General features: G+C 57.4%; 20 protein-coding genes. 13 read left to right on the forward strand and 7 right to left on the reverse strand.

All coding sequences use genetic code 11. The features are described from left to right. Positions 1-2: 2 nt before the first annotated feature. Positions 3-806 (forward strand): polysaccharide deacetylase family protein, encoded by an 804-nt coding sequence (locus tag H6F59_RS07020; protein WP_190696849.1) that lies wholly within the window; start codon positions 3-5, stop codon positions 804-806. Here the strand turns inward: H6F59_RS07020 and H6F59_RS07025 are convergent. Next, entirely contained in the window at positions 727-1,560 is an 834-nt protein-coding gene (locus H6F59_RS07025; RefSeq protein WP_190696854.1) for a Cof-type HAD-IIB family hydrolase, read from the reverse strand. The two genes, H6F59_RS07020 and H6F59_RS07025, sit on opposite strands and share 80 nt — an antisense overlap. A gap of 181 nt (positions 1,561-1,741) precedes the next feature. On the opposite strand from H6F59_RS07025, the gene H6F59_RS07030 reads away from it, so the two are divergent. Beyond that, positions 1,742-2,119, forward strand: a complete 378-nt coding sequence (locus tag H6F59_RS07030) for a nuclear transport factor 2 family protein (protein WP_190696857.1) — start codon at positions 1,742-1,744, stop codon at positions 2,117-2,119. Between the two features lie 200 nt (positions 2,120-2,319). Here H6F59_RS07030 and H6F59_RS07035 read toward each other — a convergent pair whose 3' ends face one another. Next, positions 2,320-2,961 carry a TenA family protein gene (locus H6F59_RS07035; protein ID WP_190696860.1) on the reverse strand — a complete coding sequence of 214 codons (642 nt, stop codon included), beginning with the start codon at positions 2,959-2,961 and terminating at the stop codon, positions 2,320-2,322. A 117-nt stretch (positions 2,962-3,078) separates the two neighbouring features. Further along, positions 3,079-3,852, reverse strand: a complete 774-nt coding sequence (locus H6F59_RS07040; RefSeq protein WP_190696863.1) for an HAD-IA family hydrolase — start codon at positions 3,850-3,852, stop codon at positions 3,079-3,081. 289 nt (positions 3,853-4,141) lie between these two features. Between H6F59_RS07040 and H6F59_RS07045 the strand changes: the two genes are divergently transcribed. The 7 genes from H6F59_RS07045 to gorA all read left to right on the forward strand — a co-directional run bounded on the left by H6F59_RS07045 (position 4,142) and on the right by gorA (position 11,972). After that, on the forward strand, positions 4,142-5,137 hold the full coding sequence (locus H6F59_RS07045; RefSeq protein WP_190696866.1) for a cysteine synthase A: 996 nt from the start codon (positions 4,142-4,144) through the stop codon (positions 5,135-5,137). Positions 5,138-5,344: 207 nt separating this feature from the next. Continuing rightward, positions 5,345-5,926, forward strand: coding sequence for a signal peptidase I (gene lepB / locus H6F59_RS07050; protein ID WP_199325682.1), 582 nt, complete (start codon positions 5,345-5,347; stop codon positions 5,924-5,926). Positions 5,927-6,179: 253 nt separating this feature from the next. Continuing rightward, positions 6,180-7,787: a methionine--tRNA ligase gene (gene metG, locus H6F59_RS07055; RefSeq protein WP_190696871.1), complete on the forward strand. Its 1,608-nt coding sequence runs from the start codon at positions 6,180-6,182 to the stop codon at positions 7,785-7,787. A 79-nt stretch (positions 7,788-7,866) separates the two neighbouring features. Further along, entirely contained in the window at positions 7,867-8,532 is a 666-nt protein-coding gene (locus H6F59_RS07060; RefSeq protein WP_190696874.1) for an NYN domain-containing protein, read from the forward strand. 19 nt (positions 8,533-8,551) lie between these two features. Further along, positions 8,552-9,700: an LPS export ABC transporter periplasmic protein LptC gene (gene lptC, locus H6F59_RS07065; RefSeq protein ID WP_242021295.1), complete on the forward strand. Its 1,149-nt coding sequence runs from the start codon at positions 8,552-8,554 to the stop codon at positions 9,698-9,700. Between the two features lie 128 nt (positions 9,701-9,828). Then, positions 9,829-10,464 (forward strand): TenA family transcriptional regulator, encoded by a 636-nt coding sequence (locus H6F59_RS07070; RefSeq protein WP_190696877.1) that lies wholly within the window; start codon positions 9,829-9,831, stop codon positions 10,462-10,464. Between the two features lie 152 nt (positions 10,465-10,616). Continuing rightward, complete coding sequence (gorA, locus tag H6F59_RS07075) at positions 10,617-11,972, forward strand: glutathione-disulfide reductase (protein WP_190696880.1); 1,356 nt, start codon at positions 10,617-10,619, stop codon at positions 11,970-11,972. A 79-nt stretch (positions 11,973-12,051) separates the two neighbouring features. Here the strand turns inward: gorA and H6F59_RS07080 are convergent, their stop codons facing one another. Beyond that, positions 12,052-12,360 carry a DUF3593 domain-containing protein gene (locus tag H6F59_RS07080; RefSeq protein WP_190696883.1) on the reverse strand — a complete coding sequence of 103 codons (309 nt, stop codon included), beginning with the start codon at positions 12,358-12,360 and terminating at the stop codon, positions 12,052-12,054. 217 nt (positions 12,361-12,577) lie between these two features. Then, complete coding sequence (locus H6F59_RS07085) at positions 12,578-12,892, reverse strand: DUF2499 domain-containing protein (RefSeq protein ID WP_190518170.1); 315 nt, start codon at positions 12,890-12,892, stop codon at positions 12,578-12,580. Positions 12,893-12,984: 92 nt separating this feature from the next. On the opposite strand from H6F59_RS07085, the gene csaB reads away from it, so the two are divergent. Next, positions 12,985-14,043, forward strand: a complete 1,059-nt coding sequence (gene csaB, locus H6F59_RS07090; RefSeq protein ID WP_190696886.1) for a polysaccharide pyruvyl transferase CsaB — start codon at positions 12,985-12,987, stop codon at positions 14,041-14,043. 146 nt (positions 14,044-14,189) lie between these two features. Here csaB and H6F59_RS07095 read toward each other — a convergent pair whose 3' ends face one another. Both H6F59_RS07095 and H6F59_RS07100 read right to left on the reverse strand, forming a co-directional pair. After that, positions 14,190-14,654, reverse strand: a complete 465-nt coding sequence (locus H6F59_RS07095) for a glutathione peroxidase (protein ID WP_190518166.1) — start codon at positions 14,652-14,654, stop codon at positions 14,190-14,192. 143 nt (positions 14,655-14,797) lie between these two features. Further along, the gene (locus H6F59_RS07100) at positions 14,798-17,167 is read right to left on the reverse strand and encodes a putative PEP-binding protein (RefSeq protein WP_190696889.1); all 2,370 of its coding nucleotides are present in this window, start codon (positions 17,165-17,167) and stop codon (positions 14,798-14,800) included. A gap of 335 nt (positions 17,168-17,502) precedes the next feature. Here H6F59_RS07100 and H6F59_RS07105 point away from each other — a divergent pair, with 335 nt between their 5' ends. From H6F59_RS07105 to H6F59_RS07115, 3 genes are all read left to right on the forward strand, one after another. After that, positions 17,503-18,246, forward strand: a complete 744-nt coding sequence (locus H6F59_RS07105) for a ComF family protein (RefSeq protein WP_190696892.1) — start codon at positions 17,503-17,505, stop codon at positions 18,244-18,246. Between the two features lie 104 nt (positions 18,247-18,350). Continuing rightward, complete coding sequence (locus H6F59_RS07110) at positions 18,351-18,560, forward strand: hypothetical protein (protein WP_190696895.1); 210 nt, start codon at positions 18,351-18,353, stop codon at positions 18,558-18,560. A gap of 200 nt (positions 18,561-18,760) precedes the next feature. After that, positions 18,761-19,819 (forward strand): amino acid ABC transporter substrate-binding protein, encoded by a 1,059-nt coding sequence (locus H6F59_RS07115; protein WP_190696898.1) that lies wholly within the window; start codon positions 18,761-18,763, stop codon positions 19,817-19,819. Positions 19,820-19,978 lie beyond the last annotated feature (159 nt).

Raw genomic sequence — 19,978 nt, forward strand, 5'->3', positions numbered from 1 at the left:
CTATGGCTCCTCCCCACCATCAACTGCTGACCCAGGTTGCCCGGATGTTTCCGGATGCGCTGTTCTATGCGCCGACTAAAGCTCCCCTCGTAGCGCTGACCATTGACGATGTGCCGACGCCGGGCGATCGCGACGATGCCTCCACCCGGCTGATTCTCAACGCGTTGGATACCTACAACCGCACCGCCAAACAGCCGGTGCGCGCCACGTTCTTCGTCATTACCGACCACCTCAACCCTGGCAGCACGATTCTGCAAGACATTCTCGCCAGCGGCCACGAGATCGCCAACCACGGCACCACCGACACTACCCCAGCTATCTTGCAGCCGGCTCAGTTTGCTCGCCACTTTCAAGAGGCCCACGATCGCATCACCGACTTGATTCAGCAACCCCTGCGCTGGTATCGCCCTGGGCGCGGCCTCTACAACCGGGCCATGGTTGATCACATTCGGCTTGCTCCCGGTTACGAGTCGCTAGTGGCCTTAGCTTCAATGATTCCCTTCGACACTATGCGAAGCCTTAGCAAGCCCAACCTCAATACCTGGTACCTGGCGCAGTTTATTTTTCCGGGGGCAATTTTTGTCATGCACGGCGGCTCAATGGAGCGCTGCGTTCAGACCGCCTATGCTCTGCCCACTCTGCTGGCGCTGATCGATCGCCAGGGCTACCGCGTTGGCACCCTCTCGGAACTGTATGACAGCCTGCCGGTTGACAGCCCGGCCCAACCTACAGCAGAAACTCCCGCAGCGCCGCCGCCACCCCATCCGCCTCAACCCCCGGTGCCACCCAGTCAGCCCCCTGCTTGACCGGCTCCGGGGCATCGCCCATGGCCACACCAATGCCCGCGTAGCGCAGCATTTCGAGGTCGTTGTAGTTGTCGCCCACGGTCATCACCTGGTCGGGCTTGAGGCCCAGCAGGTCTTCGGCCAAAAACCGCACCGCCTCGCCCTTGTTGGCTTTGGGATGGGTAGCCTCGACAAAATATTCCACCGATCGCGTCAGATACAGGTCATCGAGGGGATAGCGCTGCCCCAGCTCGCTAAGAATGTCGCTTAGCAGGTCTACGTTTTCGCTGAGGGTGAGTAGCTTGGTGGTTTCGATGGCGACGTTGCCCGTCAAGAGCGCGGCCAGATCTCCCGCTGCGATCGGGTTAACACCCGATCGCACGGCGTAGGCCTTGGTGTCTTCAATAATTGCCCGCACGTGGAGCTGGTCGTCGATGTAGAGGTGAATCGACAGGTCGTTGTTAGCCTCCATCGGCGCCAGGTAGGCGAGAATTTCGAGGGCCAGCCGCCGGGGTAGCGGGGTGTGGCGGTGCAATTTCTGCGTGTTGGGGTCTTTGATGAACGCTCCCTGGTAGGCCATCAGCGGCAGGGTAGAGCCCACCACCTCGTAGAATCGCAAGGCCGACTGATACATGCGGCCGGTGGCGATCGCCACCGCAATCCCCCGCTGCTGCACCTCTCGCACCGCCTCCAGCACCGGCTCGCTGATCTGGTTAGACACGCCAGCCAGGGTGCCATCGATATCGAGCACGAGTAGACGAATATCGGCAATCATGGGTCAACCAGTAGAGGGTTCCGCGTCTATTATCTCTGGCCGAGACAATTTCACCACTAGTGAACAGTGCAATAGCTACACTAAATGGCATCATCACAGTCCCAAAAGCAATTGGCGGAGGCACCTTGATAGAGCGATCGGTAATGATTAGCTAAGTGTAGTCAAGACTGTAGTAAGAAATATGGATTCAGAAATTGAAACTCAAATTCGCGAGTGTGAAGCGCGACTTTACGCCGCAATGTCGGCCTCCGATGTAGCTGAATTAGATCTGCTCATTGCCGACGATCTGCTTTTCGCCGGGCCAACTGGTGAACTGGCAACCAAAGCGATGGATTTAGATTTGCATCGTACTGGTGGTACTCAGTTTCACGAGTTTGTGCCTAAAGGGCTAGAGATACGAGTTTTGAGCGAACACTTTGCTCTTGCGTCGGCTCACGTTTTCTTGAGCGGCACGTATTCAGGAAATGCCTTCGCAGGGGATTACCGCTACATGAGAGTTTGGCGTAGAGACAGAAGCGGTTGGCAAATTATTGGTGGCAGCGCTACCGCAATGGTTTGAATGTTTAAACTTTCTGAAATTTGCCCAGTGGTGAACGTAGAGTCGTTAGAAGCTATTACCTAAACAGCGATCGCCTGCATACAAAACCTGGCAACTAGCAGAGACATTTGACCTGCCACCCTCTAGGCTGATCAACTGCTATCAATGCGCTAAAACCTTGTCCTAACCTACGTTTATCCCTTGAGCCATCCCTAAAGATGTCATTCTTGTGGTTGTAAGCTGCCTATCTGCCAAGCGGCTTCAAAAAAGGCGAGTTCGCATTCCATTGCATAGCGGTAGGCGGTCTGGTTGCTGGCGTTATCTGCTGTTGAATGATCAATCAGCGCTTCGAGCTGGGCGGCCAAGGGTTCAAACTGGTCGCTGCTGTAGGTGTCAATCCAGGGGCTATAGCGGTGGGGCGGCGGGCTACGTTTTGCCAGAGACTGACCTAAAAAGGCGTAGAGCCGCATGCAGGGGGCCATCGCCACCGCCGTTGCTCCGGGCGCTTGCCCCCAAGCGGTGCTGAGCAAGAAATCGGTGTAGCGACGGGTGGCCGCACCAGGGGTAACAGTAGTTAGGTCTACGCCCCATTCCTGGGCGTAGCTGCCGTGCAGAGTTAGCTCGGCCAGCACCCCATCAGCCAGCTGATGAAATACCTGAAAGTCTTGCCAGGTTTCCGCTTTGGCAGCAGCGATGCTGTAGGCGCGGGCAAAGGCTTCGAGAAAAAAAGCGTCTTGCCCCACGTAGTAAGCAAATTTTTCCACCGGCAGGGTGCCGTCGCCAATGCCCTGGACGAAGGGATGGTGCAGGCAGGCCTGGGCTAGGTCATTGTTGGCGTGCCAGAGGGCTAGGGAGAGGGACATGGGGAGTGGATGGGTAGATGGGTGAAGGGGTAGGGAGATGGCTGAGATACTTAAGGTAGGGGCGCATGGCGTGTCTCTGAGGGAGACTTGCCAAAAAACTTGGGTCTATAAAAGTCTTTACCCTTGGGTGGCTTGGGGCGACAACAGTGCCTGGGCCAGATCTAGAGAGAAATAGTAGGCGTTGTTGGCCTTGCCCCAAAGGACTTCAAAGGGGAGGCTGGGTTCGCCCAGATGACTAATGACCAGGCGAGCGCCGGGCAGAGCATAGTTGCGGGTGTAGTCGTTGACGGTAACCACGGTGGGGAGCCCGGCGGCAGTCGCTGCTTCTAGGCCCTGGGGGCTGTCTTCAATCACCAAACAGGTGGCGGGGTTGAGATTCATCGCATCGATCACGAGATTGTAGATGTCGGGGGCGGGTTTTTTGGTGGTCACCATGTCTCCGGCCGCGATCATCTCAAACCAGCCGGGTGAGTCTGGCCCCAGCAGATGTTCGAGCAGGGGGATGACGCTGTCTTTGGCGCTGGTGGTAGCGATCGCCAACCGCACCCCCTCCCTTTGTGCCGCCTCAATCAGCCGCCGCACCCCCGGCCGCAGCGGAATCACGTGGCTCTCGACCAGCGCTTGAAAGTGCTTGGCCTTGGCCTGGTGTAGGGCCACCACTAGTTCGTCGATATTCTCAGTTTCAAACTTGGGCTGGTAGCGCTGAATGTAATGGCGAATACGCTCTTTGCCCCCCGCTACCCGCAGCAGCTGCCCATAGAGACCCACGGGCCAGTGCCAGCGCAGACCAAACTCTTGAAACGCTTGGTTAAAGGCAACGCGGTGGCCGTCGCGCTCGGTTTCGGCCAGGGTGCCATCGACATCAAAAATTAGCGCCTCAAGGGTTTTCATCGTGGCACAAGGCAGGGGGCAAGGATAATAGCGTAAGCGATCGCAACGCTAAACCAAATCTACGTCTAGAAGGGCCAAATCCAGAAGGAGAATTTTGCCGGTCAGAAAAATCTACCGATAAGCTGAACTTGTCGATAGAACCTCAGAAAACTGTCAATTCTAGCCGAGAAGCCAGCCGTTTCACCGTAGGATGAAGAGGCGACCTGCGCTGGGGGTGTAGCCTTAGGCAGGTTCTAGGCTGGGCGATCGCCTGGCCCCGAACAGGCTGTTGTCAACGGTTACGAAAGGCATGGATATCAAACAAGGTTTTGTCGCCACAGTTGGCAACACTCCCCTCATTCGCCTCAACAGCGTGAGCGAGGCCACTGGCTGCGACATTCTGGGCAAAGCAGAGTTTCTCAACCCCGGTGGCTCGGTCAAAGATCGCGCTGCACTCTACATTGTCGAAGACGCCGAGAGGAAGGGGCTGCTCAAGCCCGGCGGCACCGTCGTGGAAGGCACCGCCGGCAACACCGGCATTGGCATGGCCCACATCTGCAATGCCAAGGGCTACCGCTGCCTCATCGTCATCCCCGACACCCAGTCGCAAGAAAAAATCGACCTGCTGCGCACCCTCGGCGCTGAGGTCCGCACCGTCCCCGCCGTGCCCTACCGTGACCCCAACAATTACGTAAGGCTCTCAGGTCGCCTGGCGGCGGAGCTTGACAACGCCGTTTGGGCCAACCAGTTTGACAATTTGGCCAACCGCTTGGCCCACTACGAAACCACCGGCCCTGAAATTTGGGCGCAAACCGAGGGTACCATTGACGGCTGGGTAGCGGCTACGGGTACCGGTGGCACCTACGCTGGCGTAGCCATGTTTCTGAAAGAGAAAAACCCCAGCATTCGCTGCGTAGTGGCTGATCCCATGGGCAGCGGCCTCTACAGCTACGTCAAAACCGGCGAGGTTCACATCGAGGGCGGCTCCATTACCGAGGGCATCGGCAACAGCCGCATCACCGCCAACATGGAAGGGGTGCCCATCGACGATGCTATCCAAATCGAAGACCCCGAGGCGCTGCGCACCATCTATCAGCTGCTCTATAACGACGGGCTGTTCATGGGCGGTTCAGTAGGCATCAACGTAGCAGCGGCGGTAAAACTAGCCCAGCAGCTTGGCCCCGGCCACAAAATTGTCACCGTGCTGTGCGATGGTGGCTCCCGCTACCAGTCGCGCATCTACAGCCGTCCCTGGCTAGAAGAAAAGGGGCTGTGGTCTGAGGATTTGGCTCCCGCCACACCTTAGAAAGCGCTTTGGGGAAGCCAAATCTGCTGTCTGTTATCTCTGCAACCAACCGTCTACCCGAGACAGATGGTTGCAAAGTAGATCGACTACACTAGGACAGGCCTAGCGGGTACGTCTGGGGCGATTTTGCCCTGGGAGCTACTGGGGCTAATCTTTCTCTGTATCTTCGGGGACACACCTGTGACCGATCAGTCTGATAAATCTTCGCTGCCGCCCGAGTCCTCTCTAAATTCAGGTCCGGCTCAAAAGCAGCAGGCACCCCAACCAAATCCATGGGTGGAAGGGCTGCAAACCATCGTGCTGAGTGTGTTCTTGGCCCTGGGTATCCGACATTTTGTGGCAGAGGCGCGCTACATTCCCTCGGGCTCAATGGAGCCCACGTTGCAAATCAACGATCGCCTCGTGATCGAAAAGATTAGCTATCACCTCAACCCCCCCGAACATGGGGATGTTGTAGTGTTTTGGCCGCCCGACAGCCTCACGCCCCCCGGAAAGCGCCGAGACGCGTTTATTAAGCGCATTATTGGTCTGCCGGGTGACGTGGTCGAGGTACGCAATGGTGAGGTGATTCGCAATGGTGAGGTGCTGACTGAGCCCTACATCAAAGCTGCGCCTGATTACCAGTGGGGGCCTGAAGAAGTGCCCGAAGCTTCGTACTTAGTGCTGGGCGACAATCGCAACAGCAGCTACGACAGCCACGCCTGGGGATTTGTGCCCCAGGAAAACATCATTGGTAAAGCAGTGGTACGGTTTTGGCCGCCCGATCGCCTGGGCCTGCTTGACGATTGATTGACAATTTTTAGGGCGGGGGTCAAGCCAGATGCTTAAAACTTCTGGGGCTTATTCAGGGAACCTTAACATAGCAGTCTAAGATTCTAGCTTGGGCTTTTGGGTTTGCAAGGGGCCTCGGTTTAGCTTTTTCCTGGCGCTGCTATCCTTAGTATTTGTCGGGTTTAGTCTACAGCCTTTTGTCTAGAGGCTAGCGCACCGATCGTTGCTGTTATCTCTGGGCCCCTGAGTGGGCTGATGTTTCAGTTTTTGTATGACTTTTACCCCTGTCGACCAACCGCCCTTTGCTATTACTACGCCGCTGTATTACGTCAACGGCTTGCCCCATATCGGCAGCGCCTACACCACCATTGCCGCCGACGTAGTGGCTCGATTCTATCGGCTGATGGGGCATCCGGTGCTGATGATTACCGGCACCGATGAACACGGCCAAAAAATTCAGCGCACTGCCGAAGAGCGCGGTGTTTCACCCCAGGAACATTGCGACGAGTTTGTGGCTGGGTTTGAGCGTCTGTGGGAATTGCTGAACATCGACTGCGATCGCTTCATTCGCACCACTGCCCCCCGCCACAACGTCATCGTCAACGAGTTTTTTCAGCGCCTGTGGGATCAGGGAGACATCTATAAGGGCCAGCAGCAGGGCTGGTACTGTGTTTCCTGCGAAGAGTTTAAAGAAGAGCGCGATCTGCTGCCCAACCAGCACTGTGCCATTCACACCAACAAGCCGGTGGAGTGGCGTGATGAGTCAAACTACTTTTTTAAGCTGTCGAAATATCAAGATCAGCTAGAGCAGCTCTACGCTAGTCAGCCCGACTTTATTCAGCCCGAGGCCCGTCGCAACGAGGTGCTGGGCTTTGTGAAACAGGGATTGCAAGACTTCTCAATTTCGCGCATCAACCTCGACTGGGGTTTTCCAGTACCCACCGATCCTGAGCAAACCCTCTACGTCTGGTTTGACGCATTACTAGGCTACCTAACGGCTCTGCAAGACCCCAGCGAACCACCGAGCCTGGAGCAGGCAGTGGCCAAGTGGTGGCCTGTGAATATTCACCTGACCGGAAAAGACATTCTGCGGTTTCACGCCATCTCCTGGCCAGCCATGCTGATGTCGGCGGGGCTGCCGCTGCCAGGGCGGGTGTTTAGCCACGGCTTTTTGACTAAGGACGGCCAAAAGATGGGCAAGAGCCAGGGCAACACCCTGGACCCAGTGGCGCTGGTGGAAACCTATGGCCCCGATGCGGTGCGCTACTACTTTCTGCGCGAAATCGAGTTTGGCAAAGATGGCGATTTCAACGAAACCCGCTTCATCAATGTGCTGAATGCCGACCTAGCTAACGATCTGGGCAATCTGCTCAACCGCACCTTAAAGATGGCCGGGCGCTACTGCGATGGCCATGTGCCTGATGTTGATCCTCAAAGCATTGCGGCTGATCATTCTCTGCGGGCGATCGGCACAGCGCTGCCTAAAACTGTCTTTGAGGCTTACACTTACCTGGCCTTTAGTCAGGCCTGTACCGCAATTTTGGCGCTAGTGCAGGCCAGCAACAAGTTCCTTGATGAGCAAGCTCCCTGGAGTCTCTACAAACAGGGCAAACAGGCCGAAACCGAAGCCGTTCTATACGCCGTGCTGGAGTCGGTGCGACAGGCCGCCTATTTGCTGTCACCGATGATCCCTGGCATCAGCAACCAAATTTATGCTCAGCTCGGCTTTGCCATAGATTTTGACGACAAAGCCATCGGTCAGCAGATTAACTATGCCGACCATGCTGCCTGGGGCTATTTGCCCCCTGCTCAGATTTTGGGAGAAGCCTCCCCCGTATTTCAGCGCTTGGAACTGCCCGAACCCGTGGGCAATCCCTAGCCTAAAACCGCTCCAGCTCGTTTCACGTTTGTTTTTGCTCGTTTGTTTTCAAATCGATTTAACACCCTAATAAAAACCCATGTTAGATAGTCACAGCCACTCCTTAAATAACCACTCTTTACTTGGCGAAGACGCCATTTTCACCCCTGAGCAAGTGCTCGAAAATCGGGGCCGGGTAGCCATTTTTATTGATGGTTCGAACCTGTTTTACGCAGCTCTGCAGTTGGGCATTGAGATTGACTACACCAAGCTGCTGTGCAAGCTCACGGCTGGCTCGCGGCTGTTTCGGTCATTTTTCTACACTGGAGTAGACCGCACGAACGAAAAGCAGCAGGGCTTTTTGCTGTGGATGCGGCGCAACGGCTATCGGGTGATTGCCAAAGACCTGGTGCAGCTGCCCGATGGCTCGAAAAAAGCCAATCTCGATGTCGAAATAGCGGTGGATTTGGTGGCCCTGGTCGGCTACTACGATACTGCCGTGCTGGTCAGCGGTGATGGCGATTTGGCCTATGCTGCCGATGCCGCTAGCTACCGGGGGGCGCGGGTCGAGGTGGTGAGCCTGCGATCTATGACCAGCGATAGTCTGATCAACGTGGCCGATCGCTACATCGATCTCGAAGGGATCAAAGACGACATTAGAAAAATGCCCCGCAACTCTGCAAGTCACAGCTACACCTACCGCCCTCTGTCTAACCTAGCGACTGCCGACGATGCGGTAGACGACGGCGTGACAATCAGCGAGTAGTGTTTACAGGCGCAGCACCATGGCACGATGGCGGCAGTTGATGATTAGTGGTGCTGCGATCGCAGCTCTGGCCGTGGGGTTGTATAGCCTGATCGGTCCTGGGCTTGGCCCAAAGCCGAATGCTGAAGGCCCGGCTGCTGGAGACCCAGCACCGGGCCTGACCCTGCGGGATGTCACCCTAGAGCAGCCCGATGAGCAGGGGCAACTGCTCTGGCGGGTTAAGGGTAAGGAGGTCACCTACAGCCCTGACCAGCAGGTAGCGTTTATTACGCGTCCAGATGGCGACCTGTTTCAGGACGGCGAAGTTATCTATCAAGTGGTGGCCGACACCGGCGAGGTGCGCGAAAACGGCAGCGTAATTTTGCTGCGCGGCAATATTGTGGCCACCGGCGTTAAGAATGGCTCCGTGCTGCGGGGCAACGAAATGGAGTGGCGTCCCCAGAACGATGTGCTGATCATGCGCGACCAAATTACCGGTACCCACCCGCAGCTCAGGGCTGTGGCCGACGAGGCACGGGTGTTTAACCGCGAAAATCGCATGGAGCTAGCCGGTAACGTGGTGGCCAGTACGGTGGCTGATTCTAAAACTGAGCCCTGGCTGAAGCTGCAGGCCCAGGAACTCGCTTGGTTTTGGGAGGAAGAACGCATCGACAGTGCTCAACCTCTGCGGGTAGAGCAGTTTAAGCAAAACGCGATTACCGATGTGGTAGTTGGCCAGCGCGGCACGGTAAACCTGGCTACGCAGCTGGTAAACCTGCGTGGGCAGGTGGCCATGCAGATGCTGGATATTCCGCTCAATATGGCCAGCGAAGCTCTAGATTGGCAGGTGGCCGAAGAGCAGGTGACCGTCAACCAGCCCCTCACCCTGATCCATCCCGAAAATAAAATCAGGGTTACCGCCCGCCAGGGCCGCATGGATTTGGCAGCGCAGCAAATTTTTCTCTCCCAGGACGTAGTGGCCGTGGGCGAAGCTAATCAAGCCCGCATGACCAGCGATCGCCTCAACTGGAACGTAGACACCCAAACCCTGGTTGCTGAGGGTGGCGTTAACTATCGCCAGGTCAACCCCAACGTCAATCTCAACGGTGCGCGTGCCGTGGGGCGCATTGATGATCAGACCATAGTGGTTGACGGGGGTCGCGTTGTAACCGAGATCGTGCCGAATTAGGAGATGGGATGTGGAGTGTCAGGGGGCAGGTGTAGGGTGTAGGGTGTGCGGTACAAGGTGTCAGGCGGAGTTGAAACCCGCAACCCTATACCTAATCCCCAATACCCCTCATCCCTAAGAAAATTTCCATGGCTCTGACCTGTCAATCTCTCCTGCAAGCTCACCCGACCGCCTGGCACAGCGCCACCACCCACCCGTTTTTAACCGGCTGTCAGAGCGGCACTCTGCACCCCGCTCAGTTCAACACCTGGCTGGTGCAGGATTTTTTGTTTGTCAAAGACTTTACCCGCATGGTGGGGCGGGTGCTGGGGGCGGCCCCCGATGACCACATTGATGGGCTGCTGGCAGGGCTGGGTGCTCTGAAAGACGAGCTGCTGTGGTTTGAGGCTAAGGCCGCCGAGCGATCGCTCGACCTATCTACCTCGCCCCAGCCCACCTGCCAACGCTACTGTGAGTTCATGACCGGTCTTGCCCAGCAGCCCTACGCGGTGCAGGCTACTGCTCTATGGGCCATTGAGTATGCCTACAATCAAGGCTGGCAGCTGCCCGGCCCCATGCCCGAGCCCTACACCGAGTTCGCAGATCGCTGGGGTAACCCCGGCTTTACCGACTACGTGCACCTGTTGGCCGCCCAGGCCGATGCTGCCCTGGCTACAGCTAGCTCAGAGGTTCAGGCCCAGGCCGAAGCCGCCTTTTTGCAGGTTGCTGATCTCGAAGCGGCCTTCTGGCAAATGGCATTTACCGCTGCTGAGGCTGTTCAATAAGGCGTTTGGTCTCATGGCCCATAGCTCAGGGTGAGCGGTTTACCTGGCGATCGCCTTCAGGAGCGTGATCGCCCTAAACTGTGCCTAACTGAGGATGTTTTTAAGATAGATTGCGGTCAATCCTAGAGAGCGATACTACCCTAGGAAATGCTGTGACCTACGACTTTGATTTACTGGTAATTGGTGGAGGCTCTGGCGGTATAGCGGCGGCGCGGCGGGCTGCCAGCCATGGTGCCCATGTGGGTCTAGCGGAGGCAAGGCAGCTGGGCGGCACCTGCGTCAATCGTGGTTGCTTACCCAAAAAGCTGATGGTGTATGCGGCTCAGTTTGCAGAACAGGCTGAAGTGGCCACCAGCTACGGCTGGACTGTCGGCGAGCGACAGTTTGACTGGCCCACCCTAATTGCCGCCGTCGACCAGGAAGTGCAGCGCCTCAGGGGTGTCTATCAAGACCTGCTCGACAAATCAGGTGTAGAAATTTTTCGCCACCAGGCGCAGTTCGTCGATGAGCACACCCTAGCTATGGGTGAAACCACCGTCACCGCCGCCAGAATTTTGATTGCTGCCGGCGGTCAACCTACCCGGCCCGACAATATTTCTGGTATTGAGCACGCTATCACCTCCGACGATATCTTTCATCTGCCCCAGCAGCCAAAGCGCATGGTCATTATTGGCGGTGGATATATCGGTTGCGAATTTGCCAGCATTCTCACTGGGCTGGGCACCGAAGTTACCCAGATCATTCAGGGTGACAGAGTCCTGAGCGGCTTTGATGACGACCTACGCAACGAAATTCACGGGGCGATGCAGCGACAGGGCATCACGATGGTGACCAACAGCGAGCAGATTGCGATCGCCCCCGGCAAGTCAGGCTTAACCCTGACCGTAACTACCGAGCAGGAGCAAAAGACCGTGCTCAGCGACGCGGTGAGTTTGGCGGCCACCGGGCGCAACCCCAACGTGAAGGGCCTAGGGCTAGAGAATACCGGTGTTACCCTCAACCACGGGGCGATCGCCGTCGACGCTCACTATCGCACCTCCGTCCCCCACATCTTCGCGATCGGAGACATCATCGATCGCGTTAGCCTCACCCCTGTAGCGATCCGGGAGGGCCGCCTATTCGCTGACGCCGAATTTGGTCACCAAGCCGTCACCCTCGACTACGACACCATTCCTACCGCTGTGTTTACCACGCCTGAGATGGGCACCGTTGGCTTCACCGAAGTAGAAGCTGCCAAAAAGTTTGGCAAAGACGACATTCAAACCTACTGCTCCCGCTTTCAGCCTCTGTACTACCGGCCCTCTGACCGAGAGACCCAAGGCTTGATTAAGCTAGTGGTGCAAAAATCTACTGACCGAGTGCTAGGGGCGCATATGGTGTGCAACCACGCCGCAGAGCTCATGCAGGGGGTTGCGATCGCCGTGACCATGGGTGCCACCAAAGCCGATTTTGATACCACCCTGCCAATTCACCCCAGCACCGCCGAGGAACTGATCGGCTTGGGATAAGGCACATAAGGGGGTGAGGAAGGAGGAGAAGTGAGGAAGGTGAGGCGATAGGAGAATGAAGCCTACCCTCATCCCTCATCTAATCGCCCTCCGCCTGCGTCCCCACCCGATGCTGCACAACCGCTTGGCGAAACCCCAGCACCACAAGAATGTTTGACAGTGTTAAAAACGCCTCTGCGCTGCCGTGGAGCCAGTCCACGTTGGCCAGTTCTTCCCCAAGTCCCACCTTGGCATAGATACCTGCCGGAATAGTTACCGCCACAAACACCAGCAGCGCGTAGAAGCCAGTCAGCGCCAACCGCGGTGTCTCCTGGGTACGGCTCATAAACCAGAGAAACCCTAGGTAGGGGAAGAGGGACATGGCGAAGAGAGTGTTTTTGTCGAGCATGAGGGGAGTGGGGAGTAGATAGGTAGGAGAGTTTAGGTAGACAATCTTTTATTCGAAATTCGTAATCCCAAAGTTCATTAGTAGTCTGCCAAGCCGATGGTGATGGGTTGGCGAGGGTCTAAAGTTCACAGCAGTCCTTGAACCGTATACCTTAAACCCTGAACCCTAGACCGCTGAAGCCTGCCACATTTAGCGTTCTCAAGTATTAATTTTGGGCTCACTTTGGGCTGGCGGCTGAAATGCTGCTCTGTCGCCAGATCCACCAGGCGGCGAGACATAGGGTGCAGTTGCCGATCACGGTCATCGCGGCCTGTAGGGTGACTAGCCAGGCCAGACCAGAGGCATTGTCGAACAGGTGCCAGGTGCAGGCGGCCATGGCGCTTACCAGGGCGGGAAACATGCCGATCGCCAGCCAGCGCCATACGGGCCGCTGGGTCACGGTGGCAAATTGCCAAATAAACCACATCGCCGCCATCCACTCCAGCACACTTGAAATATGGATCATCCAGGTGGGCAGCGAGAGAGCGTGCATGGAGTTCAGGGCGTAACAACAGCCTCTATTGTAGAGAGGTCAGTGTAAGGCGTATAGCGTTTAACCCACGGGTTAGCCAGGGGCAGGTGAGCATGCGAGCGGTTTTGTGTGGCTACTATGGCATGGGCAACGGCGGCGATGAAGCTCTACTCGCTACCCTGCTGCAAATGCTGCCTGCGGGAGTAACGCCCGTGGTGCTGTCGGGCAACCCCGTTGAAACCGCCCAGCGCTACGGCGTAGAAACTGTGCCCCGCAAGGCCCTGGGGCCAGTCATTCGCGCTCTGCGGGGGGCCGAGGTGCTGATTTGGGGCGGCGGCAGTCTGCTACAAGACGCCACCAGTCTGCAAAACCCCATTTACTATGGCGGGCTGATGGTGCTAGCCCAGTGGTTGGGGCTGAAAACTATTGCTTGGGGGCAGGGCATTGGCCCCCTCAGCCACCCTCTCAGTCAGGGGCTGGGCCGCTACGCCCTGGGCCACTGCAACGCCGTTAGCGTGAGAGACAACGGCTCGGCGGCTTGGTTGGCTCGCTGGCATGTGCCGGGCATGCAGGCCCCAGACCCGGTGTGGGCCTTGGACGCCGCGCCAGTAGACGGACTATGGGATTTGCCTGCCCCTCGGGTAGCTGTTGCTCTGCGCCCTCACCCCTGGCTGACCGAAAGTCGCCTAGACCAGTTCACCCAAGCTCTGGCCTCGTTTCAGAAGGCGACCCAAACCTGCCTGCTGCTGGTGCCCTTTCAGCCGATCAAAGACCTGCCCATTGCCGAATATATTCAGCCACGGCTGCCTGGCCCTAGCCGCATCTATGCTTTAGATAACCCACACCAGCTCAAAGGGCTGTTTCGCGGCGTTGAGATGACGCTAGGCATGCGACTGCACGCCCTGATTATGGCGGCGGCTGAGGGCTGTCGCTGCTTTGGGCTCAGCTACGACCCCAAGGTCAGCCACCTGATGACCGACCTCGATCTGCCAGGGTTTGACCTCAACCCCCAAGCGGTGAGCCACCGCTGGCCAGACACCCCTGAGCAGATGACCCAAGCCTGGCTGGAGGTCTACGCCAACGGCGACCCACTGTCGCCCGAACAAATCAGTTCACGAGTGGATCGCGCCCTGATGCACCAAGACCTGCTAAGGGACGTGCTGTTGCCCTGATCTTTGCCTCGAGGGAGGTTTGGGCCGATCACAAAGCTCTAACTTTGCTGTTTGGGTTTACAGGTTAGACCGTTCAAACGGTCTAACCTGTAAACCTGCTCTAAGTTGCCTCGGCCCAGGAGTGCTCGTTTGAGTGCGATCGCACCTTAGCCCAAAGCCTGCTCGATCGCAGCTTTGAGTTCGGGGTCGTTAGGAGGGGTTTGAGGCTCAAAGCGCCCGATCACCTGGCCATCGCGACCGACCAAAAACTTGCCAAAGTTCCAGCCGATGTCGGGGCCTTCGCCGACGAGAAACTGATAGAGGGGGCTGCGATCGGGGCCGTTGACATCCTGCTTTTCGAGCAGGGTAAAATCGACGTCGTATTTGGTCTTGGTGAAGTCTTTGATTTCCTCAGGGCTGCCGGGCTCTTGCTTGCCAAACTGGTTGCAGGGCACGCCTACAATCACAAGGCCGCGATCGCCGTAGGCCTTATCCAGCTCTACCAGGCCGCTGTACTGGGGTGTCAGGCCGCACTTGCTGGCCACGTTTACAAAGAGAATTACCTTGTCAGCTAGCACCTCGGGAGCCAAAGGGGCACCGTCTAGGGTGGCGAGGTTAGAAGGAAGAGACATAGGGGGTAATGGTCTGCACAACGTTGTTATTATCGGTCATCCCTGCCGGTTGTTGGGCCAATTCCCTCCAACCCAAGCCGACGTTGCTCTATCCCTACTGTTCTCTCAGAAACCTACACCAGCGGCTTCGCAAGAACCCTCCCTCACCCCCCCACTCCCTCACTCCCCCCACCATTCTCCGCCTGCCAAATTGCCTCCAGCGTAAACGGTAGAGCCGCCGCTTCTACCGAGATAGAGTTAATTCCCCAGCCGACTAAATCAGCGATCAGTTCGGGGTGGCGTACCGGAGCCTGGCCGCAGATGGAGCAGAGCAGGCCGTTGCGGCGGGCCTCCTGTACCAAGTGGGCCATGGCTAGGCGCACCACCGGGTGGCGCTCGTCATAGGCGGAGGCTATGGTGGGCTGGTCACGATCGATGGCCAGCAGTAGCTGGGTGAGGTCGTTGGACCCGATGGCAATGCCCTGGATGCCAGCTTGGGCGTAGGCGGGCAGCAAAAACAGCACCGAGGGCACCTCGGCCATAATCCACAGCGCAAAGCCGGTAGTGTCAATGAGGCCAGCGCGCTCAACTCGTTGGCGGCAGGCAATGGCTTCTTCAACGCTGCGGACAAAGGGCAAAATCAGCTGTAGGTTGCTATAGCCAGCCTGTTGCAGAGTGGCTAATGCCCCCAGCTCAACCTGAAATAGGCGATCGTCAATCTCGTAGCTCAGGGTGCCGCGTAACCCCAACATCGGATTGGGTTCTACTGGAGGGCTGCCCCGCAGGGCCTGCCATTCGTGCGATCGCAGATCGAGGCTGCGGTAGCGCAGCGGTCTGGGGCCTAGGGTCTGCAAAATCGGCTCTAACTGCTGCACCAAGCGACTTTGCAGCTCTGCTTCCTGGCCTCGGTTAACCCAGTCCCACGGGTGGCGGCCCTCTAGCACCTCCAGCAGTAGCCATTCCGATCGCAGTAGGCCAATGCCCGCGACATGGTTGAGAGAAAGGTTGGCCAAGCCCTGGCGCTGGCTGAGGTTGACCATGACCTGGGTGCGCAGCCGGTGATAGCGGCCCGGTTGATCGGTGGGTAGCGGTTCGGGGGCTGGGGCCAGCGGAGGACGAAACGAGGCGGCAGCCTCGTCAGTGAGGCCATAGACCACACCGCGATCGCCGTCTAGCCAGAGCACCATGCCGCTCTCTAGTAGCTGGGTGGCATGGGGGGCGCCCACCACCGCCGGAATGCCTACCTCTCTCGCCAAAATAGCCGCATGGCAGGTGGCGCCGCCGCGCTCGGTGACAATGCCCGCTACCGAGGGCAGCTGAAAAAAGACATCGGGTTGCAGGTCAGGCAGCACCACAATGCAGCCCGCAGGGAGAGGTCTCGGCAAGTCTTGAGGCCGTTGGGCAACTACGGCGACCCCTTGAATGCATCCTGCTGCAGCCCCGATACCGCGTACAACCGTGCTAGCTGAGGGCAGTAGGGGAGGCTGAGCCCTCGCCTTGGTTGGGGGTGGTCGCACCGGGTCCGCAGCCGTTATTGCTGGGTGGGGCCAGGGGCCGGCTTCGGTAATGATCAGAGTTGGCTGGTCGGGATTAGCGCTGGGATGCAGCAGCCATTCTAGGCGTACCCCTGCTTCACCCATGGCCGTTTGAGCCCGTTCTGCAACCTGCACTAGCCGGGCGAGCTGATCGTGGCTGAGGGGGGCGCTCAGCTTGGGGCGATCGCGCTCGATCACCTGAATGGGTTGGGCACTGGCCAAGGGGCGGGGGCGATACTTAGAGGCGGGCCTGAGCTGGTAAACTCGCTCCTGAAACCCCGGCAGCCAGGTGGCCTCAGCGACTTTACCAGAGCTGGTCCAGCAGGAGGCTGGAATAGCTTCTCCCTGGGTGAGGGCCATCCCTAGCCCCGCTACCGCAGTCACGGTAATTTGCTCCTGGCTCAGAATGAGCGTGCCGGACACCAGGGCTGGATACACCGGCATAACCAGTGTGGCCAGGCTCAGATCGCGCAGTCGCTGGCAGTGAAGATCCCAGACCGGTAGACAGCGAGCCGTTAACGCTTGGCTCCAAAACTGTGGTAGCACCCCGGCCAAATCTGCCTGGTCGGCTTCGATCTGGGCCGACAATAGGCCTGGGCTGATCAATCTAGACGCTGCCTGCTCTAAGCCTAAACCATCTACCCAGAGCGATGCGCGCAGCATCCAGGCGGCGGGGATAAAGCCATCAGGCTCTGGACAAGTTAACCCCTCAGCTGCGATCGCCTCGATTGCAGGAATGTCTCGCAGGGCCTTTTGCCATTGCTGGCTGCTCTGCTGTAGAGTCTTAAACCCGTTTTGGCACACTGGAGCCAGCCGATCGCCGTCGCCATCGGGCCAGGCCATCTGCTCCAAACCGTGGTGCCAGGCTGCTGCCGTCAGCACGCAACCCTGAGCCACGGGTAGCCCCTGCTGCTCGAGCAAGCCCAGGTAATAGGCTTTCTGCCCGACGTCCCGCAGATCAGCGATGTTCAGCGTATGCAGTTGTCGAAGCCACGTCATGCTGGGATACAGGGCTAGCCCTCAGCTGTCGTCTGAGGGAGGTGGCCAAGGTATTCGGTTTTATAACGCCAGAACCGTTGGCCCCTGCGGCTGCTTAGCCTGCCCCAACGCTAGATTGGCGGTACCGAGGAGCGATCGCAACGAAGCGCTTTATTTGAAGTCAATATCTTATATCTATAAGTTTACGCGATGGCCATCGTCTTCGCCCTCTACCCTGCTGTTGGGAATGATGCTTTCCCAACGGAGATCCCTATTTCTACCCTCGCCCCTACCCGCTGTGGCTCCGACAATGGGTCTAGTGCCATCTCGGCCATTTAGCTATTAGGGCAGATCGCATGCACCGCCGCTCCTCCGTTCAGACCTGGCTCAGCCAGGGCAAACGCCAGATGCTCAGCCTGTTTTTGGCCGAGCCCTGCCCTCTGTGTCAGCGAGCGACGCCCGCAGTGCTCTGCCCCAGCTGCTGTCGCCAGGTGCAGCAGTGCCAGGCGCCAACGCCCTGCGATCGCAGTATCCCAGATTTGACAGTACTGAGCTGGGGTCGCTACGAAGACAGCCTGCGTCAGGTCATCGGCAGCCTCAAATACAGTGGCCACACTGGCCTAGCTCAGTTTTTGGGCACCGAGCTGGGGCAAACCTGGCTTGATCACAACCCTCAATCTAGGGCATCATCTCGCCCAGTGGCGATCGTCCCTATTCCCCTCCACCCCACCCGATTGCAGCAGCGGGGCTTTAACCAAGCCGACCTGATCGGCCAGTGGTTTTGTCGACTAACTGGGCTGCCGCTATACAGCCATGGCCTATTGCGCGTGCAGTCCACCCAGGCTCAGCACAGCCTCAACCGCCTCAGCCGTCAGCAAAATCTAGCTCAGGCCTTTGCCGTCGCCCCAGCCCACATCAAGACCCTCCAACGATCTACGGTGTGGCTGCTGGACGATATTTTCACCACTGGGGCTACTGCTCAGTCGGCGGCCCAGGTTTTGCGACGCAGCGGCATCGCTGTAGAGGGCATCTGCACCGTCGCCCGTCCAACGATCTGGGCCACCCCCATTGAGCCCAAAAGAACTTCGCCCCTTAGATAGATGCTGGCTATGGCACTCTTAGGAAATATTAATAATTTATTAGTCCTCTTGCGCCAGAAGGTCAGTGCACTAATATAAATCTAAAGAAATTATTAACAGCTGCTATGAACCCCCAGCTTCTGAGACACCTGTGGTCTTTGGTAGAACGGTCCCAGAGCAGTCATCTTCTCGCACTAGATGACAACGGTTTAGTGTGCTGGCTGTTAGAGCAATTCACTGGGCAGCAGCCAATCAATCAGGCCGAAACCGATCAGCTGCATCACTACATTCGCAATAAAATTCCTCTGATTCGTGACCTAGCGCAGGAGCACTAAACTGATTTCACTAGGCGTAAGTGTTGAGGCTCTCCTAAACCGTCAAGCAGATGGATCCGGGCGGGTTTAGATTCCCCGCCATTATATTGTTATCTTTGATGCAAAATGAAAACCCAAACCGTTGGAATGTTAACCAAGTGCAACACTCCAACGGTTTGGTTATAAGTTTTGCAGTGTCTTTTGTGAGTGAGGATTAATTCATGCGCAAGTGGGGTTTTCTCGCAGCTGCCCTCGGGCTAACGCTGGCCGCCTGTGGTGGCGGAACCACTACCACCACCAACGCCGATGGGGAAGCCGCTCCCGCTGGTGGTGGCCGTCTCGACGTTGTTAAAGGGCGTGGACAGCTAATTTGTGGCGTGGATGGTGGTATTCCGGGCTTTAGCTTTGTGGATGAAAGCGGCACCTATACTGGTCTCGACGTCGATATCTGTAAGGCCGTAGCTGCTGCCGTTTTGGGCGACGCCGAAGCTGTAGAATATCGCCGTTTAGACTCGACTGAGCGCTTTACGGCTCTCTCGGGGGGTGAAGTTGATATGCTCTCGCGCAACACCACCTGGACCATCAGCCGTGACACCAGCGTGGGTCTTGAATTTGCGCCTACCACTTTCTTCGATGGTCAGGGCATGTTGGTGCGAACCGACAGCGGCATCGCTGACCTGGAAGATTTTGCCGGTAAGGCCATTTGCGTGGAGACCGGTACCACCACTGAACTCAACCTAACTGACCAAATGCGTCAGCTCGGTGTCGATTTTGAGCCAGTGGTGTTTCAGGACGCCGACGCGGCCTATGCTGCCTACGACGAAGGCCGTTGTGAGGGCATGACCTCTGACAAATCGCAGCTGGTGGCTCGCCGCAGCACCCTGCCCAATCCCGACGAGCACACCCTGCTCGAAGTCACCATGTCTAAAGAGCCCCTAGGCCCTGTGACCACCAACAACGACTCCAGCTGGTACGACGTCGTCAAATGGGTTACCTACGGGTTGATTCAAGCCGAAGAGTTTGGCATTACCTCTGAGAATATTGGCACCTTTGAAGCTACTGAAAACCCTGACATTGCCCGCTTCCTAGGCCAGGAAGGCACTCTGGGCACTGATATGGGGCTCCCTAACGACTTCATGGTGCAGGTGATTACCCAGGTGGGCAACTACGGCGAAGTCTACGATCGCAACGTAGGGGCTGACTCTGAGTTTGCCCTAGAGCGCGGCCAAAACGCGCTGTGGAGCGAGGGTGGCCTGATGTACTCTCCCCCCTTCCGCTAAGACAGTCCTGCTGATCGGTGGGAGGCTTTAGCCCTCACCGCAGCTCTCTAACTCCGGAATAACCCCGTGGAAAGGCGCAGCTAGACTGCGCCTTTTTCATAAATCCTTGTAACAAATTGAACTTTTCTTGACATCCCTCTTGGATTATTTTGCTTAAAG

This window comes from Nodosilinea sp. FACHB-141 (assembly GCF_014696135.1).
GTDB lineage: Bacteria > Cyanobacteriota > Cyanobacteriia > Phormidesmidales > Phormidesmidaceae > Nodosilinea.

Bases quoted from the DNA above. Each gene is read 5' to 3' on its own strand.
- H6F59_RS07080 (WP_190696883.1), bottom strand. From the start codon at position 12,360: ATGCTCGACAAAAACACTCTCTTCGCCATGTCCCTCTTCCCCTACCTA.
- H6F59_RS07060 (WP_190696874.1), top strand. From the start codon at position 7,867: ATGTTAGATAGTCACAGCCACTCCTTAAATAACCACTCTTTACTTGGC.
- H6F59_RS07115 (WP_190696898.1), top strand. From the start codon at position 18,761: ATGCGCAAGTGGGGTTTTCTCGCAGCTGCCCTCGGGCTAACGCTGGCC.
- H6F59_RS07030 (WP_190696857.1), top strand. From the start codon at position 1,742: ATGGATTCAGAAATTGAAACTCAAATTCGCGAGTGTGAAGCGCGACTT.
- H6F59_RS07100 (WP_190696889.1), bottom strand. From the start codon at position 17,167: ATGACGTGGCTTCGACAACTGCATACGCTGAACATCGCTGATCTGCGG.
- H6F59_RS07040 (WP_190696863.1), bottom strand. From the start codon at position 3,852: ATGAAAACCCTTGAGGCGCTAATTTTTGATGTCGATGGCACCCTGGCC.
- metG (WP_190696871.1), top strand. From the start codon at position 6,180: ATGACTTTTACCCCTGTCGACCAACCGCCCTTTGCTATTACTACGCCG.
- H6F59_RS07085 (WP_190518170.1), bottom strand. From the start codon at position 12,892: ATGCACGCTCTCTCGCTGCCCACCTGGATGATCCATATTTCAAGTGTG.
- H6F59_RS07070 (WP_190696877.1), top strand. From the start codon at position 9,829: ATGGCTCTGACCTGTCAATCTCTCCTGCAAGCTCACCCGACCGCCTGG.
- H6F59_RS07020 (WP_190696849.1), top strand. From the start codon at position 3: ATGGCTCCTCCCCACCATCAACTGCTGACCCAGGTTGCCCGGATGTTT.
- H6F59_RS07105 (WP_190696892.1), top strand. From the start codon at position 17,503: ATGCACCGCCGCTCCTCCGTTCAGACCTGGCTCAGCCAGGGCAAACGC.
- lptC (WP_242021295.1), top strand. From the start codon at position 8,552: ATGGCACGATGGCGGCAGTTGATGATTAGTGGTGCTGCGATCGCAGCT.
- H6F59_RS07025 (WP_190696854.1), bottom strand. From the start codon at position 1,560: ATGATTGCCGATATTCGTCTACTCGTGCTCGATATCGATGGCACCCTG.
- H6F59_RS07035 (WP_190696860.1), bottom strand. From the start codon at position 2,961: ATGTCCCTCTCCCTAGCCCTCTGGCACGCCAACAATGACCTAGCCCAG.
- H6F59_RS07045 (WP_190696866.1), top strand. From the start codon at position 4,142: ATGGATATCAAACAAGGTTTTGTCGCCACAGTTGGCAACACTCCCCTC.
- H6F59_RS07110 (WP_190696895.1), top strand. From the start codon at position 18,351: ATGAACCCCCAGCTTCTGAGACACCTGTGGTCTTTGGTAGAACGGTCC.
- H6F59_RS07095 (WP_190518166.1), bottom strand. From the start codon at position 14,654: ATGTCTCTTCCTTCTAACCTCGCCACCCTAGACGGTGCCCCTTTGGCT.
- csaB (WP_190696886.1), top strand. From the start codon at position 12,985: ATGCGAGCGGTTTTGTGTGGCTACTATGGCATGGGCAACGGCGGCGAT.